The 17,631-nt window shown below is 48.3% G+C and carries 12 protein-coding genes; 7 read left to right on the top strand and 5 right to left on the bottom strand.

Annotated features, from left to right (window positions below):
• The first annotated feature begins 313 nt into the window (after positions 1-313).
• The 3 genes from aceB (at position 314) to MMG82_RS15480 (ending at position 4,163) form a co-directional block, all read left to right on the top strand.
• Positions 314-1,963: a malate synthase A gene (gene aceB, locus MMG82_RS15490; RefSeq protein ID WP_047538100.1), complete on the top strand. Its 1,650-nt coding sequence runs from the start codon at positions 314-316 to the stop codon at positions 1,961-1,963.
• A 134-nt stretch (positions 1,964-2,097) separates the two neighbouring features.
• On the top strand, positions 2,098-3,420 hold the full coding sequence (aceA, locus tag MMG82_RS15485) for an isocitrate lyase (RefSeq protein ID WP_037416008.1): 1,323 nt from the start codon (positions 2,098-2,100) through the stop codon (positions 3,418-3,420).
• 374 nt (positions 3,421-3,794) lie between these two features.
• Complete coding sequence (locus MMG82_RS15480) at positions 3,795-4,163, top strand: hotdog domain-containing protein (RefSeq protein WP_007646510.1); 369 nt, start codon at positions 3,795-3,797, stop codon at positions 4,161-4,163.
• 37 nt (positions 4,164-4,200) lie between these two features.
• Here the strand turns inward: MMG82_RS15480 and MMG82_RS15475 are convergent, their stop codons facing one another.
• The 4 genes from MMG82_RS15475 to yiaY form a co-directional block, all read right to left on the bottom strand.
• Positions 4,201-4,413, bottom strand: a complete 213-nt coding sequence (locus MMG82_RS15475) for a hypothetical protein (protein WP_037425550.1) — start codon at positions 4,411-4,413, stop codon at positions 4,201-4,203.
• Between the two features lie 74 nt (positions 4,414-4,487).
• The gene (locus tag MMG82_RS15470; protein WP_037416017.1) at positions 4,488-5,786 is read right to left on the bottom strand and encodes an NAD(P)/FAD-dependent oxidoreductase; all 1,299 of its coding nucleotides are present in this window, start codon (positions 5,784-5,786) and stop codon (positions 4,488-4,490) included.
• A gap of 708 nt (positions 5,787-6,494) precedes the next feature.
• Positions 6,495-6,866, bottom strand: coding sequence for a hypothetical protein (locus tag MMG82_RS15465; protein WP_037416019.1), 372 nt, complete (start codon positions 6,864-6,866; stop codon positions 6,495-6,497).
• A gap of 685 nt (positions 6,867-7,551) precedes the next feature.
• A complete protein-coding gene (gene yiaY, locus MMG82_RS15460; protein WP_037416021.1) occupies positions 7,552-8,700 on the bottom strand; it encodes an L-threonine dehydrogenase in 1,149 nt (382 codons plus the stop codon).
• 327 nt (positions 8,701-9,027) lie between these two features.
• On the opposite strand from yiaY, the gene MMG82_RS15455 reads away from it, so the two are divergent.
• Positions 9,028-9,504, top strand: coding sequence for a MarR family transcriptional regulator (locus tag MMG82_RS15455; RefSeq protein ID WP_037416024.1), 477 nt, complete (start codon positions 9,028-9,030; stop codon positions 9,502-9,504).
• A gap of 68 nt (positions 9,505-9,572) precedes the next feature.
• On the opposite strand, the gene MMG82_RS15450 is transcribed toward MMG82_RS15455, so the two are convergent.
• Complete coding sequence (locus MMG82_RS15450) at positions 9,573-10,205, bottom strand: peptidylprolyl isomerase (protein WP_047532932.1); 633 nt, start codon at positions 10,203-10,205, stop codon at positions 9,573-9,575.
• Between the two features lie 508 nt (positions 10,206-10,713).
• Here MMG82_RS15450 and malQ point away from each other — a divergent pair.
• Genes malQ through glgX form a run of 3 tightly spaced genes read left to right on the top strand, consistent with a single transcriptional unit; the run spans position 10,714 to position 17,629 of the window.
• The gene (malQ, locus tag MMG82_RS15445; protein ID WP_047532935.1) at positions 10,714-13,119 is read left to right on the top strand and encodes a 4-alpha-glucanotransferase; all 2,406 of its coding nucleotides are present in this window, start codon (positions 10,714-10,716) and stop codon (positions 13,117-13,119) included.
• A gap of 17 nt (positions 13,120-13,136) precedes the next feature.
• On the top strand, positions 13,137-15,374 hold the full coding sequence (gene glgB, locus MMG82_RS15440; RefSeq protein WP_172590694.1) for a 1,4-alpha-glucan branching protein GlgB: 2,238 nt from the start codon (positions 13,137-13,139) through the stop codon (positions 15,372-15,374).
• A complete protein-coding gene (glgX, locus tag MMG82_RS15435) occupies positions 15,371-17,629 on the top strand; it encodes a glycogen debranching protein GlgX (protein ID WP_173944706.1) in 2,259 nt (752 codons plus the stop codon). The genes glgB and glgX overlap by 4 nt, the downstream gene beginning before the upstream one ends.
• The last annotated feature ends 2 nt before the right edge of the window (positions 17,630-17,631 follow it).

Below are 17,631 nucleotides of genomic sequence, written 5' to 3'. Positions count from 1 at the left end.
AGTGGTAAAGTTGTCAGACAAATTTCACTACTACCAAAATAGTAATTATCGCTTTGATTTAAAGTCATTTTAAATCATGCATTTATATTTTAAAAATCACTTTGGTCAGACCAATTTTGTCACGGTTTTTGGTCAAATTTTTTAGCTGTCATGACACTTTTGGATAGTTGCAAATACAAATGTTTGTCTGTAAGTTTTGGTTCTAAACTAACATTTGAATGTTTTGCGGTGAATGTTTGTACATGTTACCCATGTCTTTACTGGTAATGAGTCGTAAACGAGCAAGAGTTTTGCCTCTTGGGAGGGTGAGAAGATGACGGAACAAACTTTAAGTGAGCAGCAATTGAATTCGGCACAGAATAAGACCACTGCGAATGGCACGCTGACCATAGTGGGAAATACTATCCCTGGCCAAGAAGTGATTTTTACCGAAGGTGCGCTGGCGTTGCTTGAGTCACTTTGCCGGGAATTTGCAGCTGAAGTGCCCACCTTACTCGCCAAACGTAAAGACAGACAGACGCGTATCGATAAAGGGGCTTTGCCAGACTTTTTACCTGAAACTCGCGCTATTCGTGACGGCGCATGGAAGATCCGCGGTATTCCGAACGACCTACTTGACCGCCGTGTCGAAATCACCGGTCCCGTTGAACGTAAGATGGTGATCAATGCACTTAATGCCAATGCCAAAGTGTTTATGGCGGATTTTGAAGACTCCTTAGCACCGAGCTGGCAGAAAGTAGTGGAAGGTCAGATTAACCTGCGTGATGCCGTGCGCGGTGAGATTGAATACACAGCGCCTGAAACCGGTAAACACTACAAGTTAGGCCCAAATCCTGCGGTATTAATCTGCCGTGTGCGTGGCCTGCACTTAAAAGAGAAGCACGTTGAATTTAACCAGCAGTCCATTCCCGGCGCGTTATTCGACTTTGCAATGTACTTTTACCATAACTATCGCCAATTGCTGGCGAAGGGCAGTGGTCCTTACTTCTACATCCCTAAACTCGAGAGCCATATCGAAGCACGTTGGTGGGCAAAAGTGTTTGCTTTTGTTGAGGAAAGATTCTGCCTGAAGCCTGGCACCATCAAATGTACTTGTTTGATTGAGACCTTACCCGCGGTGTTTGAAATGGACGAAATTCTCTATGAATTACGCTCAAACATCGTCGCACTGAACTGTGGTCGTTGGGACTATATCTTTAGTTATATCAAAACATTAAAGCGCCATAGCGACCGCGTGTTACCTGACCGCCAAGCAGTGACTATGGATACGCCTTTCTTAAGTGCCTATTCAAGACTGCTGATCAAAACCTGCCATAAACGTGGCGCACTGGCGATGGGCGGCATGGCGGCCTTTATTCCAGCGAAGGATCCCGCTCAGAACGAAACCGTGTTGCAACGGGTGCGTAAGGATAAAGAGCTTGAGGCTCGCAATGGTCACGATGGGACTTGGGTCGCTCACCCTGGTCTTGCGGATACGGCGATGGGGATTTTTAACGAATATATCGGCCAAGATCATCAAAACCAATTGCATATCACCCGTGATGTGGATGCACCGATTCTCGCCGCTGAGTTATTAAAGCCCTGTGATGGCGAGCGCACTGAGCAAGGGATGCGCCTGAATATTCGCATCGCTCTGCAATACCTTGAGGCGTGGATCAGTGGCAACGGTTGTGTGCCGATTTACGGATTAATGGAAGATGCGGCAACGGCGGAAATCTCCCGCGCCTCGATTTGGCAATGGATCCAACATGGCAAGTCACTCTCAAACGGCAAACCTGTCACGAAACAATTGTTTAAAGACATGCTGGTGGAAGAGTTAGCAAACGTGAAAAAAGAAGTGGGCAGTGACAGATTCACTCACGGCAAATTTACCCAAGCGGCGGTATTGCTTGAGGATATTACCACTTCGGATGAGTTGGTCGACTTCTTAACCTTACCCGGTTACGAGATGCTAACTGCTTAATTATAAATGCGTTAACACTTAATGCGTCCTATGGAATGCGTTATGGCGGTGAAACCGTCAATTAAACCAATGGGCAGGGTGACGCGGTGGGGCAGCGTCACTTGCTACAACATCATACAGAAAGGAGTGACACTATGACTAAGGCAACACAGACTTCACGTCAGGCGCAGATTGACGCGATCAAAAAAGATTGGGCAGAGAATCCACGTTGGAAAAATGTTCGTCGCCCATACACTGCAGAAGAAGTCGTGGCACTTCGTGGTTCAATTGTTCCAGAGAACACCATTGCCAAACGCGGCGCTGCTAAACTGTGGGATTTAGTCAACGGTGGCGCAAAAAAAGGTTATGTGAACTCGTTAGGTGCACTGACTGGCGGCCAAGCTGTACAGCAAGCCAAAGCCGGTATCGAAGCGATTTACCTGTCAGGTTGGCAAGTGGCGGCCGACGCTAACTTAGCGGGCACTATGTACCCAGACCAATCTTTATACCCAGCTAACTCGGTTCCAGCGGTCGTTTCACGTATTAACAACTCTTTCCGCCGTGCTGACCAAATCCAGTGGAGCAATGGGGTTAATCCGGAAGATGAAAACTTTGTCGATTATTTCCTGCCGATTATTGCCGATGCGGAAGCCGGTTTTGGTGGCGTACTGAATGCGTTCGAATTGATGAAGTCAATGATCGACGCAGGCGCCGCCGGTGTGCACTTTGAAGACCAATTAGCCTCTGTGAAAAAGTGTGGCCATATGGGCGGTAAAGTATTAGTGCCAACCCAAGAAGCGGTACAAAAACTGGTTGCAGCACGTCTGGCTGCCGACGTAAGCGGTGTTGAAACGCTGGTTATTGCCCGTACCGATGCGAACGCAGCGGATTTATTAACCTCTGATTGCGATCCGTACGATCGTGACTTTGTGACTGGCGAGCGTACCAATGAAGGTTTTTATCGCGTTAACGCAGGTCTCGACCAAGCGATTTCTCGCGGTCTAGCCTACGCCCCTTATGCGGATTTAATTTGGTGTGAAACCGCTAAGCCTGACTTAGAAGAAGCACGCCGCTTTGCTGAGGCAATCCATGCTCAGTACCCAGACCAATTACTGGCCTACAACTGTTCACCTTCGTTCAACTGGAAGAAAAACTTGGACGATGCAACGATTGCCCGTTTCCAACAAGCACTATCAGACATGGGCTACAAGTACCAATTCATTACTTTAGCGGGTATCCACAACATGTGGTACAACATGTTTGACCTAGCTTACGATTACGCTCGTGGTGAAGGTATGAAGCATTATGTTGAGAAAGTTCAAGAAGTTGAGTTTGCGGCAGCGAAGAAAGGTTACACCTTCGTGGCGCATCAACAGGAAGTGGGCACAGGTTATTTCGACCAAGTGACTACGGTTATCCAAGGTGGTCATTCATCGGTGACTGCGCTGACTGGCTCGACTGAAGAAGAGCAGTTTTAAGCGAAGTCTGTTGTATCGCGAATAGGTTCTACCCGTAAGATGTTGTACCCGTAAACCCTGTGTTTAGCTGCATTGCAGCTGTTGTCCCCCGTGCAGTTCGCCTACATGTGCTGCACGGGTTTTTAAGTCAACTCTTGTGACTTAACTTCCCACCCAGTCAATACTTTGCTTGCCTGTGCTTGGCGACTCTCTGAGTCGCTATTTTTTTATCTAATTGATTATTCTGGTGCAACTCTGACTCGAGTTGGTGCAATTTTTTAACCGTTTTACAAAGACTTAATACTATCTCATTGTTATTCAATGGCTATTTATCTTGGCCTAAATAATGCTGTGAATTGGCCGTAAAACTTAGCATTCACAGTGAGGTCACCGTCATGAAATATTACAGTCGTCGTTTAGTCAAACCTGAACATTTAAATCCTGCAAATACCCTATTTGGCGGCCAGTTATTGAGTTGGATTGACGAGGAGGCGGCTATCTTTGCTGCATGCCAGATGAAAAGCACCAGCCATGTGACTAAGCTGATTTCTGAAATCAATTTTATGACGCCGGCGCGCCAAGGGGATGTGTTGGAATTTGGCTTAGAGCTTGTCAGCCTCGGGCACAGTTCCATTACGGTCAGTTGCCAAGTGCGTAATAAGATGACGCAGGCGCCAGTGGTGAGTATCGATAAGATGGTGTTTGTAAATGTGAATGCGCAGGGATTACCGGTTCCCCATGGTATTCGTGCTAATGCGGCCTAAGGATTGAGCCCCGATAAAGCAGAGTGACGCATGGGCGTCACTCTGAGTCTTTAGTAAGATCTTCTTTGACCGATTTCACTGCATCTCTTGAAGCATGACCAATGGCTTTGGTGGTGTCGCGGGTGGCATGACCAATCTCTTTGGTGACATCCTTAGTGGTGGTGCCGATAGCGCGCCCCGCATCCTTTAAATCGGCGCAGGCCGTGGTGACAAGTAGCAATGGCAGTATGAGGAGTGTTGCTTTTTTCATGGTTATTCATCCTGAAAACTAACGGTTGCCTCGCAAGATACCAAATAGTTACGCAAAACGCCTTAATAATCTTGCTAATGCAATTTGAGATGGGGATGAATAATGCGACTAATACCTTTAGCAAACATTAAAAGGCTGCCTTTTACCACACCGTGCAGTTCAATTAAATGTCGCCGATAGAGAGAAGTGTAAACAAAGCGAGCGATTTTACCTTCGACCATCACTCCACCGCCGATAAATGACAGCAAGTTGCCTACGGTATGAAACTTCGACAAGTTAACGAGCGACCCAAGATCTTTATAAACATACTGATGACGGGCGTCTTGTCCTGCAAGCAGTAGCATGATATTGTCGGCCGTCATGAGTGCCATTTGCCGTGCTGATTGCCCCCTTGGTGGAACAAAAGTACCGTTGGGTTGTGGGCAAGCAGCACAGTCACCGATTGCAAAAATATGCGGGTCGCGGCTGGTTTGCATATTCTGTTTTACCACCAACTGGTTGATATGGTTGGTTTCTAGTCCACCAATTTCCTTCAGAAAATCCGGTGCCTTTACCCCTGTAGACCAGATCACTAAATCGGCGGGGATCATCTGCCCATCTGTTGTGGTCAGCCCCGTTTCATCCACCTGATTAATTCGTGTTTCAGTCATGACCTTAACGCCGAGCGCGGCTAATTCTTTGGTCACTGAGTCTGAAATTTCGCGCTTTTCTACTTTAGGTAAAATCCGTTTATCAGCTTCAATGAGGGTGACCTCCAAAAGACGTGAATCGATGTTATAGCCAAATCCGCGCAACTGATCCACGGCATGGTGCATTTCCGCAGACATTTCTACTCCAGTGGCCCCTGCACCTACAACAGCAATTTTAATTTTATCGGCCAGCAGGCTATGGCTTGCATAACGGAGAAACTTATTCAGCAAAATTTTGCGGATTGCCATTGCTTGCTCTGTATTATCAAGAAATTGGCAATGTTCACGTACGCCTGGAATGTTAAAGTCATTAGCGATACTGCCAATGGCGACCACTAAATAGTCATAATCAATATGACGAGATGGGAGTAGTACATCACCTTTATCATCACAAATCGCAGACAGCACTACTTGTTTGTTTTGTCTATCGATATCCGTCATAGCGCCCTGTTGAAAGTGATAGCCATGGGCGGCTGCATGGCTTCGATAGCTTAAAGCGTCGATACCAACATCGAGTGCGCCAGTCGCAACCTCATGCAGTAGTGGCTTCCAAATATGGCTTTCAGCACAATCGATTAACGTTATCTTTGCTTTTCCTTTGCGCCCCAGTTTGTGGCCTAATTTTGTCGCAATCTCCATCCCGCCAGCACCACCACCCACGATAACAATGTTTGCTATAGCCATGCCGCTTATTCCTATTCGTTGTGTTGTTAGATTGTGCAGAGGGTAAGGTTGTGAAACAAAATATTAACCTTAGCTTTATGTCTCAAGCAATGAGGCCATATGTTGGGAAGTGAGTCAGGAATAATGATTATTTATTGATTTTATTAGTCTTATTTTTTTATGGGGGTTGAGTGTATGATTATGCTGATCGCAAATTGTGATATGTGTCGTGTCACTTTTGGGTGAAGTGTGCGCTGGCTCACCTGTTTGTGTCGGGAGAGTTCTTTGAACTGAAACGCTTTATGCCGCTTGTGAGCACCATCGTCATCAGTTAACTAAATCCTAGGGCGCATTGATGTATCGAGATTACATTTCATTCCGACAAGCCAGTGCTCGCGAAACGAAGAATAATGCGTAGTTATTCTACTCAAATGACATGCGCTCTTAATGACAGAAAGTAAGAGCATGTGCTTGTCTGACGAACTCTTCGGGCAGCGTTTCTGCTGCGTTATTCTCCGTTTATGTCGGATGATTACACAGCACGGATTTTGCCTTGTATAAACACCAGCCAAATTGCTCCAAAAAACTGAAACGTCAACACGCCCTAGGCATGAGATCACAATTGCTTGCTGCAGCTTTGACTAAAGTACTTAACAAAAAGGCCAAACGTTGGTTTGGCCTTTGGGATAATTGGGCATTTGACGCTACATGCCCACGGCGAATGGTGTTCTATGCCTGTTCTAGCTTGGCTAAACGTTGCTGATAGTCTTGGATTAGGTGCTGCATAATTTCTTCAGGAGCGGCCTTGTCGCAACAGGTATCGAGGAAAATTTTAAAGGTGACGAGCGCATGACCATCATTTTTAAGTCTATCGCTTTGCATCGAAAAATAGGCTTCTTCATTTTCGGCTTTACGGACGACAAACTTACTGGTTTCAAAGGATTTAGTGCCTGAGAGTTCATGCCATTTGGTGATACGGTTTAATGCAATTTCACTCGATTGGTTTAATTCAATGTGGTTTAACCAACTTGCGGTATGTTCGGGATCTTTGTAATGCGGACATCTAACTGTGTAGTTATATACATGAGTAATTGCTGTCATAGCGTACCTACCTGTAGAGGATGTTGCTGCCATCATAGGCATCGTTTTTGAATTCGGTCAATCATTAATTACGCTGATACCGTCCTAGATAAATCACCGTTTTTACAAGTGTTTTTATATAAAAATGAGCGAGTTAATTTATTTGCCATAGCTGTTATTTAGCATGAGTTTTTAACGAATAACTTTGGGCTATCTCTCAGTTTTGCACTCAAATTCGTTTTTGCTTAACTACTGCGCAATAAAGCACCAATTAATGATAGGTATAAAAATGTTTTGATGAGTATGCTATTTAACATTAGCAAAATATGAGGGAAGTGCATGGTTGATGAGGGCTTGAATGGACAGAGGCCCGTTCCTTAAAACGGGCCTCTCAGCTGGCTTCATCTTTTGCAGGGAAAAAGCGAACTGGAACCAGTCTAGCGGATTTGTAACAGCATGTAACCCACCAAGATCACGTTTTTGCGCTATTTGATGGAATTTTCGATCTGCGCGATCTCAATTGCCGAAGATTAAGGCGTTACGGCGGTTTTTGCTGTGATGATGTGGTGTTAAAGGTGTCTTTGATGCATAAAAAGAAAGGCCCAAACAAGGGAACTTGTTTGGGCCGATTCTATGTCGTTAGCTTGCGCTAGCCGAACAACATCCTGTCAATTGGCGCGCTGATAGGCGTTAGAGCTTGTATGACTTATAACGCATTCGTGAAGATCTGGCAGATCTCTTCATGGGTTGCCTGTTTAGGGTTAGTGAAACCACAGGCATCCTTCAAGGCGTTTTCAGCCAGCGTTGGAATATCTTCCGCTTTAACCCCGAGTAACGTCAGGTTTTCTGGAATATTTACCGCAACGGATAGGGCTTTAATCGCGGTGATTGCAGCCGCAGCACCTTGCTCATCCGTCATATTGGCAACATCGACACCCATCGCTTTGGCGATATCTTTTAAGCGATGCGGTACCACTTTAGCGTTGTATTCTTGCACATGGGGTAATAAGAGGGCGTTACACACACCGTGGGGCAGATCGTAGAAACCGCCTAATTGGTGCGCCATGGCATGCACATAACCTAAGCTGGCGTTGTTAAAGGCCATACCCGCTAAGAATTGCGCATAGGCCATCTGCTCACGGGCTTCAATATCTTGGCCTTGTTTTACCGCATTCACTAAGTTGCCTTGGATAAGTTCAATGGCTTTAATGGCGCAGGCATCGGTAATTGGGTTCGCAGCGATAGACACATAGGCTTCAACCGCGTGGGTCAGCGCGTCCATGCCCGTTGCAGCAGTGAGGCTTGCTGGTTTTTTCAGCATCAGCTCTGGGTCATTCACAGACAGTAATGGGGTGGTGTGTTTATCGACAATTGCCATTTTGATATGGCGAGCTTCGTCAGTGATGATACAAAAACGGGTCATCTCGCTGGCGGTGCCGGCGGTGGTGTTAATGGCTACTAATGGCAGTTGTGGCTTAGCGGATTGGTCTAAGCCTTCGTAGTCTTTGATGCTGCCGCCGTTGGTTGCCACAAGAGCGATACCTTTAGCGCAATCGTGTGGTGAGCCGCCACCGAGTGAAATCACAAAATCGCATTGATTGGCTTTTAACAGTGCCAGACCGGCTTCAACGTTCCCGACGGTTGGGTTAGGTTGTACGCCATCAAACACGGTTGAGGTAATACCATTTTGGCCGAGTTTTTCGACCACTTCACCGACTAGACCAATATTGACTAAAGGTTTATCCGTCACAATTAGCGCGTGTTTAAAGCCTAAGGTTTTGATATCACCAATAGCATCATCTACTGCGCCTTTGCCTAATACGTTGACGGAAGGAATAAAAAATTTAGCAGCCATATATCCACCTATTTGCTTGTATATTAAATTTGTTTCTTTCTGGTGACCAAACTACCAATTAAGGGGTAGCCAAGTTGTGATCTAGATCGGTTTAGATAGATTCCTGAGGTGAAATTCGCACTAAAGTTGGAACTAGATAACTAAATAATGAATTTTTATGACAGAGATTAAGGGCTGCATACGCTATGTTTTTTAACGCTTTTTTCAGCTTTTGCTTGTTTAGTTAAACTCAGATTATTACGCGATAAAATTGCCTGCCAAGGTGAGTTGTGGTTGAGTTTCTGGTAAGGTGCGGCCGTTGAGTTGATGAGGAGTATGTGAAGTACGATGGAAAAATATGAACAACTGCTGATTTCACTGCGCCGCGTGATCCGCGCTATCGACATTCATTCGCGGCAACTCAATAAGCATTCCGGCTTGACGGGACCACAGTTGATGGTGATGCAGAAAATTGCCCAACTCGGCGCTCCCTTAGCCAAGCAGGTGGCCGAAGAAATCACCCTCAGCCCAGCCACTGTGACGACGATTATTGATAGGCTCGAAGGGCGGGGATTAGTGATCCGCAAACGCAGCGAGTCCGATAAGCGTAAAGTCCATTTGTATTTAAGTGATGCGGGGCGCGCACTTTTAGAGGCGTCTCCTAAACCACTTCAGGAACACTTTATTAAGCAATATCAAAATCTTGAAGAGTGGGAGCAGAGTCAGCTACTCTCATCGGTGGAGCGAATTGCGGCCATGATGGACGCCGATAAAATCGACGCAGCACCTATGTTGTTAGTGGGTAAAATTCAAGGGGATGAATAATCTCCTTGGGCCGAGAATAATAAAAAGCACTGATAAATCAGTGCTTTTTATTTAACCCCGAGTATTTATCAAGCTTTGGGGCAGTTGGTTTCTGTCACACTATTAATCAAAATCTCAGTCACTGGTGTGTCGTTAAAACCGTTACTGGTTTTGGTCGGCACAATGCTTATCTGATCGACCACATCCATCCCTTCGATGACTTTACCAAACACAGCATAACCATAGCTGCTCGCCGAAGCATCGAGCTGGGGATTATCCAACACATTGATAAAGAACTGTGATGTTGCCGAATCTGGCACTGTGGTACGCGCCATCGCGATAGTGCCTCGTTTGTTACTGATGCCGACCGCGGCCTCGTTTTTAATCGGCGAGCTCGTTGGCTTGCTCTGTAATCCCGTGGTGAAACCGCCGCCTTGGATCATAAAGTTATTAATGGTTCTGTGGAATAAGGTGCCGTTATAGAAGGACTTATCGACATATTGTTTAAAGTTCTTACCCGTGATGGGCATATGGGTGAGGTCGATGGCTAAGGTTAAATCCCCCTTTGTGGTACTCATTAAATAACAGACATCGGCACTTAAGCTCGGTGGAGTTGGGTCGGGTTTGGGGATATTGGGAGTGAGATCATCTTCGCCACCGCCGCAGGCACTGAGGACCATGCTCAAACTGCTGGCGAGTAAAAGTCCCGTGATTCTTTTCATATCAATTTCCTTATTTTTGCGTTGTTCGCCACGCCTTTGCCTGCTTGGATAATGTAAGCGGGCATGGGTAAATGTTGCGATTAAGTGTTGTTTTTGTTTTGCGCGCGCATAGTGACAGAGCGATGAAGGGGATTTCAAGATGAAAAATGTAATTGATACAAAGTGTTGCAGCTAGTTGCCAATCTAATCACCCCCGTGCCAGAGAGGCATTCAACCTAAGGGATAAAGCTCACTAATGTACTCAAAGATAAGATGTTGTTTTGCTTGCGCCATTTAAGCGCGTTGCACCTTTTTTAATCACTCCCTGCTTCAAACTAGTGCGTTTGCGAGATGGCTCGGTGGGCAAAGGCTTGGGTGATAAAGGCACGTATTTTGTTCAAGATGCTGATTTATAAGTTTTCTTTGTTGTCATCTGGCTGACACAAATCTGTCTTCATGCTGTTATTTTGCGCTGGCATGGTTACTGCCTATCTAAGGCTATGGATGAGCAGTCGCGGGGGCGACAAATATGGGGCTGGAGAAGTTGCTGTATTTGCGGGGCGTGGGAGCAGACTTTACCGACTGCTTTGGCCAGTACATCCGCATTCCCGAGGCTGACAGGCAAGGGATTTTGACCTGTATGTTGCAGGAAAAAAATACTCAGCCCTGCGAGGCAAAGGATGAACCGTTAACGAGTTTACCCTGTGGCGACGAGCTTGACGCTCAGGTGTATCAACTCGATGCACACCATTGGACACAAGTGTTGCCGGCGTTTCATTGGTGTTATGTCGATGAACCTTGGGTCTGCCTGTATTTACCTCAATCTTACCGTGGCGATCTGCTGCTCACCTTTACCTGTGAGCAAGGGGAGAGGGTTATTCTTGAGGTGCCATTTGGGGCGCTAAAACCGATTGGGGATTATCGGATTCAGGCGCAGGAGTTGGCACCGTTTGGCAATAGCCCCTTTGCCAATGAGTGTCAGTTCCTGCAATACCGCCTCGACCTCTTAGGTCATGAGTTTTATTGCCGTGATGTGGACGATACCAGTGAGCCATATATCGATTCAGAGACTCGCCGTTCATGGGAAAATGTTAGCACCGCGCCAAATACATCTGACAATAAAGACAACTTAAGTGATTTATCTTGCTTGGGATTGGGCTACCACACTCTGAGCGTCAGTTTGCTTGGGCTGGCAGATGTTCAGCACGGCCTAGCATCGGCAAGTACCTCAGCAGCAAGCAACTCATCAGCAAGCATTTCTGTAGCAAGTAAGGCGACTGAGTTCCATGGCACTTTTATGGTGGCACCGAGAACCGCCTATCAAGGGGTGATGAGCGCTGTGGCGCAAGGAAAGCGCCATAAACCGTGGGGAGTGAGTCTTCAGCTTTATAGTCTGCGCAGCGAAAGCCAATGGGGTATCGGCGACTTTGGCGATTTAGAGCAACTGATTGGTTTAGTGGCCGAATATGGCGCCGATTTTATTCAACTTAATCCATTGCATGCCTTAGATATTGCCGCGCCGGAACATCCGAGCCCTTATAGTCCATGCGATCGTCGAAGGCTGAATCCGCTGTATATTCATTTACCTAGTGTGCCTGAATTTGAGCCATTAAAGACGGAGTTTGCGGCGAAGGAATGGCAAGAAGCCATTGCCCTACTCAATGCGGAGAACTGGCTCGATTATCCCAAGGTGAGTGAGCTTAAGTACCGCGCCTTTGCACGTTTATACACAATCTTTTGCGAACACCATTTACAGCCAAACACACCAAGGGCGCAGCGATTTGAGGATTTTGTAGCACAGCAGGGCGCGTCGCTCAGGGAATTTGCCCAAGCCGAATCGCTACGCAGCCCAAGGGCCATAGCACAGGATGAAGGCTTTTATTTGTACCTGCAGTTTGTGGCCGAAGATCAACTGCAATTGTGCCAGCTCAAAGCTAAAGAAGCGGGAATGGGCATAGGGCTTATCCGCGATTTGGCCGTGGGCGCTGCGCTACATGGCGTTGAGGTTCAAGCTAATTTGCAGCAGTTCTGCTTAAACGCTAGCATAGGCGCACCGCCGGATCCCTTCGCGCCACAGGGACAAAACTGGGGCCTTACGCCCCTCGATCCCGTCAAGCTTAAACAGCATCAATATCGCCATTTTATTGCGTTAATCCGCGCCAATATGACCCACTGCGGTGCGCTGCGAATCGACCATGTGATGGGGCTGCTGCGGCTCTGGTGGTGGCCACTAGATAAGCGCCTCGGCCATGGCGCCTATGTGTATTACCCGGTCGAAACCCTGTTGGCGATTCTCTGCCTTGAGAGTCAACGTGCTCGCTGTGTGGTGATTGGTGAGGATTTAGGCCTAGTGCCGCCCGATATTATTCATCGCCTGTATCAGGCGGGGGTCTATTCCAACGAGCTGTTCTACTTCTGCAAAGACCATCAAGGCTTTAAGCCGCCGAGCCAGTATAAGTTCCAGAGTTTGATGATGCTGGCAAACCACGATGTGCCGACCTTAGTCGCTTGGTGGACGGGCAGCGATTTGCACCTGAGGCGACAACTCGAACTGTTCAATTCCGACGAGCAATTAGGTGAGGCCTTAGCCGGACGTGAGCAGGAAAAGCACCAGCTGGCGCAGTGCTTAATCTCCCAGGGCTTATTGCCAGAGACAGATATTCAACAGATTGATATTGAAGATTTATTAACGGCGTGGATGCCCTTTGGCGCCTCGGGCAACAGCGCGCTTTATAGCGTGCAGTGGTGCGATCTGCTGGGGGACCGCCATGCGGTGAATATCCCCGGCACTTGGCTCGAGTACCCGAATTGGCAGCGGCGATTGCCAATCAGCCTAAGCGAGGCAGCGGTTAAACCTACGCTGGCTAAGCGTTTGCAACTCATTGCTGCGGCAAGACATTTGCCAGAAACGGCTGCGCATACAGATACCCTTTGACTAAAAATGGAAGCCAAATGATGACTCAAGCCCAGACTTACTTCTATGACGGTAGCGATGTCGCGCTGTTAAACGGTCAATATACGGATGTGTTTTCCCTGCTCGGTATGCACAGCATCAACGAGGGCAAGGCCTTGGTGGTGCGCTGTTTTTTACGCAACGCCCAAAAGGTTGATGTGATAAGTCTTAAGGATGGCCGTAAGGTGGCGAGCCTTGAGCGGGTCAATGAGGCGGGGCTGTTTGCGGGTACGCTAGGCAGACGGGTTAAGCCCTTTTTGTATGCGCTACGGGTGACTTATCCCCTTTGCGAGCTGGATATTATCGATCCTTATCAGTTTGGTTCACTCCTCAATAGTGAAGATTTATACCTCTTCGGCGAAGGAAGCGCTGAGCAGGCCTATCGCTTTTTAGGTGCGAACTGGCGCCAAATCGATAGCGTAGAAGGCGTGCATTTTTGCGTATGGGCGCCCAATGCTAAGCGGGTCTCTGTGGTGGGGGATTTTAATCACTGGGACGATACTCGCCATGTGATGCGCCAACATCTGGCCAACGGCTTATGGGAGATTTTTCTGCCTGATGTTACCGAAGGCGCGCACTATAAGTTTGATTTGATTTATCAAAATGGCGAGCGTCACGCTAAATCTGATCCTATGGCGACCCAAATGGAATGTGCGCCGCACAATGCCTCCATAGTGCCGAAAAAACACCAACACCCTTGGGCAGATACACAATGGATGGACAAACGGGCGACCACGGCTTGGCATCGCGCCGCTATGTCTATCTACGAAGTGCAGTTAGGCTCTTGGCGCCGAAAAGGCGAGTTTGGTGAGCAATATTTTGATTATCAAGACTTAATCGAGCAGTTGATCCCCTATGTGAAAGAGCAAGGCTTTACCCATATCGAGTTGATGCCGATCAGTGAATATCCCTTCGACGGCTCTTGGGGGTATCAACCCGTTGGTCTGTATGCGCCGACCCATCGTTTTGGTGATGCCAATGGCTTAAAGGCCTTTATCGATGCCTGCCATCAGGCCGAGATTGGCGTGTTACTCGATTGGGTCGCGGCGCATTTCCCTAAGGATCCCCATGGCCTTGTGCGTTTCGATGGCACTTGCCTCTATGAACATGAAGACCCGCGCAAAGGCACGCACCCCGATTGGGATACCCTGATCTATAACTACGATCGCGGTGAGGTGCGCAGTTTTCTGCTCAGCAATGCCTGTTATTGGCTGCGGGAATTTCACCTCGATGGCCTAAGGCTCGATGCGGTGTCATCCATGTTGTACCTCGACTACAGCCGCGAACCTGGGCAATGGCTGCCCAATGCCTATGGCGGACGGGAGAATCTAGAGGCGATTCATTTTCTGCAAATGTTGAATCAACGCTTGTATCAAGCCTTCCCCGGCATTTGCATGATAGCCGAAGAGTCAACCGCCTTTGCGGGGGTGACTAAGCCGACGGATAGCGGCGGGCTGGGGTTTGGTTTTAAGTGGAATATGGGTTGGATGAACGACAGCTTAAGCTACTTAGGCCGCGATCCTATTTATCGCCAGTATCACCATAACCAGCTGACCTTTAGCCTGATGTATGCCTATTCGGAGCAATTTATGCTGTCGATAAGCCACGATGAAGTGGTGCACGGCAAGGGCTCTTTGTTGCATAAAATCCCCGGCGATGATTGGCAAAAATTCGCCACCCTCAGGGCCTATTACGGCTTTATGTGGGGGCATCCGGGCAAAAAATTACTGTTTATGGGCAGCGAGTTCGCCCAGCGCGACGAATGGAACCATAACCATAGCCTCGATTGGCATTTGCTTGCTTTTGAACCCCACCAAGGCGTGCAGCGCTGGCTTCGGGATCTGAATCGGCTTTATCGCCAATTCCCCGCTTTATCTGTGCTCGACTATGAGTCGCAGGGTTTTCGCTGGCTCGATTGTGACAATGGTCGCGACAGTATTTTTAGCTTTGTTCGCTATGGCGAGGGCAGTGATGTGCCCTTGGTGTTTGTGGTGAACATGACGCCCACTCTGCACCAAGGATTTCGTATAGGCTTGCCCCAAGGCGGGGAGTTCTGTGAGTACCTCAATAGCGACAGCCATCTCTATGGTGGCAGCAATCAGGGGAATGCGGGCAAGGTAATTGCCGAAGACTTACCTTGGCAGGGCATGGCATCGAGCGCACTGATCACTGTGCCGCCTCTGGGTTGCTTAATTCTCGGGCCCGCGACGGATGCGCCAAGAGATACCTGCCTATGATGAATCCCGTGCCTGCAAATGCTGATGGCTCAACCGCTTATAACCTAAGCGCGGGACAGCCTTTTCCCTTGGGGGCGACGGTCGATGATGGCGGGGTGAATTTCGCCCTGTTTTCGGCCCATGCCACTGGGGTGGAGTTATGTCTGTTCGATGCTCAAGGCGAGGTGGAAATTCAGCGCATCGCCTTGACGGAGCAGACCCAGCAAATCTGGCATTTGTATGTGCATGGACTGAGTGCTGGCCAGCTTTATGGCTACCGTGTCTATGGTCCCTACGAGCCGCAATTAGGGCACAGATTTAATCCACATAAATTGTTGTTAGACCCCTACGCGCGCCAGCTTGTGGGGCGTTATCACCACCATATTGCCAACTTTGGTTATGAGATTGATAATCCCAGTGAAGACTTATCTTTCAGCACCTTAGATAACGCGGACTTTGTCCCTAAGTGTAAAGTGGTCGATACTCGGCCTCTTTTTAATGCCGCTAAGGCGCATACTATTCGGCCGCTTGCAAGCATGCGTGAGCCACTGCCGCTTGAGCAGTGCATTATCTATGAGATGCACTTAAAGGGATTTACCGCGCTGCACCCTGAGATAGATGCGCCGCTGCGTGGCACTTTTGCAGGGCTTGCCTCCCAAGCCGCGATAGATTACTTAGTCAATCTCGGCGTGAATTGTGTCGAGTTACTGCCGGTTCAGGCATTCTTCTCCGAGCCATTTCTGCTTGAAAAACAGCTATCTAACTATTGGGGTTATAACAGCATTGGCTTTTTTGCGCCTGAGCCGAGTTATCTCTCGAGTGAGGATATCGCTGAGTTTCGTAACATGGTGGATGCACTGCATGGCGCGGGTATCGAAGTCATTCTCGATGTGGTCTATAACCACAGCGCCGAGGGTAGTCGCCTCGGGCCGACCTTTAGCTTTCGCGGTATCGACAATCTGAGTTATTACCGCCTGCATCCAAATGATAAACGCTTTTATATCAATGATACTGGCTGCGGTAATACCTTAAACCTCAATCACACGCGCATGTTGCAGTTGGTGTTAGATTCGCTGCGTTACTGGGTCGAAGTGATGGGCGTCGATGGTTTTCGTTTCGATTTAGCCGCCTGCCTTGGCCGTGAAGCCTATGGATTTGACCCCGGAAGTGGTTTTTTCGATGCGCTGCTGCAAGACCCTGTGTTGTGCCGGGTGAAGCTGATTGCCGAGCCTTGGGATATTGGCCCTGGTGGGTATCAGCTGGGTAATTTCCCTGTGGCTTTTAGCGAGTGGAATGACAGATACCGCGACACCGTGCGGCGTTTTTGGCGCGGCGATCACGGCATGTTGCCCGAGTTTGCGCGGCGGTTTCATGGCTCGGGGGATTTCTTTGAGCATAGCGGCCGGCCTCCTGCCGCCAGTATCAACTTTTTAACCAGTCACGATGGTTTTACCCTCAAAGATTTAGTGAGTTATTGCGAGCGGCACAATTGGGCCAACGGTGAAGAAAACCGCGACGGCCACCATGAGAACTTCAGCTATCACTATGGGGTAGAAGGCGAAACTGACGACGCCACCATTCTTGCGCTGCGCGCCCGCCAGCAACGCAATCTATTGACCACATTATTCTTATCCCAAGGGGTGCCTATGTTACTCAGTGGTGATGAGGCGGGCCGCACCCAAGGCGGGAATAATAACGCCTATTGCCAAGATAACCCCTTGAATTGGTTCGATTGGTCAGCGGATGGCATGGATAGCTCATTGCTGAGTTTCACCTCACAGCTGATTGCCTTGCGTAAACGCTTCCCGCTGCTGTGCGCCAAACGTTTTATCCATGAGCAGCTAGTGGCCAATGCCTTCAATTGGTCACCTGAGGCATCTGCAATCCAAGCTGCAAGCCCTGTCTCAACCCGTGCGGGGGTGAGGCTGGATTGGTTTAGCCGTCAAGGTGAACCTATGAGCAAAAGCCTGTGGAGCGAGTCCATTGGGCGCAGTCTTAGTGTGGTGTTATCAGGCAATTTAACTGCCACTCAGCCGCAGACTCAGGGTGACAACCTTCAAGCACTGCTGTTGATGGTTAATGCTGATGAGCACCCTTTGGCCTTTACCCTGCCGGTTTTTGACGGTTTAGGACCGTGGCAATGCCTGCTGCATACCCAAACGGACCCACAATTTTTAACTCCCACTGAGCCGCTGGATGCTCAGTCCTCACCGACGCGGTACTTGCTACAGGATCGCAGTCTTATGCTGTTTCATGCTGATTTTATAAGGAATTAACT

This window comes from Shewanella sp. MM_2022_3 (genome assembly GCF_022557375.1).
Taxonomy (GTDB): Bacteria; Pseudomonadota; Gammaproteobacteria; order Enterobacterales; family Shewanellaceae; genus Shewanella; species Shewanella xiamenensis.
The sequence above is the reverse complement of the archived record's forward strand: the minus strand, read 5'-3'. Positions and strand labels throughout refer to the sequence as shown.

What these genes read in the sequence shown, in the direction of transcription:
- glgB (WP_172590694.1), top strand. Translation starts at nt 13,137, where the DNA reads ATGATGACTCAAGCCCAGACTTACTTCTATGACGGTAGCGATGTCGCG.
- MMG82_RS15475 (WP_037425550.1), bottom strand. Translation starts at nt 4,413, where the DNA reads ATGAAAAAAGCAACACTCCTCATACTGCCATTGCTACTTGTCACCACG.
- MMG82_RS15480 (WP_007646510.1), top strand. Translation starts at nt 3,795, where the DNA reads ATGAAATATTACAGTCGTCGTTTAGTCAAACCTGAACATTTAAATCCT.
- MMG82_RS15455 (WP_037416024.1), top strand. Translation starts at nt 9,028, where the DNA reads ATGGAAAAATATGAACAACTGCTGATTTCACTGCGCCGCGTGATCCGC.
- MMG82_RS15470 (WP_037416017.1), bottom strand. Translation starts at nt 5,786, where the DNA reads ATGGCTATAGCAAACATTGTTATCGTGGGTGGTGGTGCTGGCGGGATG.
- MMG82_RS15465 (WP_037416019.1), bottom strand. Translation starts at nt 6,866, where the DNA reads ATGACAGCAATTACTCATGTATATAACTACACAGTTAGATGTCCGCAT.
- aceA (WP_037416008.1), top strand. Translation starts at nt 2,098, where the DNA reads ATGACTAAGGCAACACAGACTTCACGTCAGGCGCAGATTGACGCGATC.
- glgX (WP_173944706.1), top strand. Translation starts at nt 15,371, where the DNA reads ATGATGAATCCCGTGCCTGCAAATGCTGATGGCTCAACCGCTTATAAC.
- MMG82_RS15450 (WP_047532932.1), bottom strand. Translation starts at nt 10,205, where the DNA reads ATGAAAAGAATCACGGGACTTTTACTCGCCAGCAGTTTGAGCATGGTC.
- aceB (WP_047538100.1), top strand. Translation starts at nt 314, where the DNA reads ATGACGGAACAAACTTTAAGTGAGCAGCAATTGAATTCGGCACAGAAT.
- malQ (WP_047532935.1), top strand. Translation starts at nt 10,714, where the DNA reads ATGGGGCTGGAGAAGTTGCTGTATTTGCGGGGCGTGGGAGCAGACTTT.
- yiaY (WP_037416021.1), bottom strand. Translation starts at nt 8,700, where the DNA reads ATGGCTGCTAAATTTTTTATTCCTTCCGTCAACGTATTAGGCAAAGGC.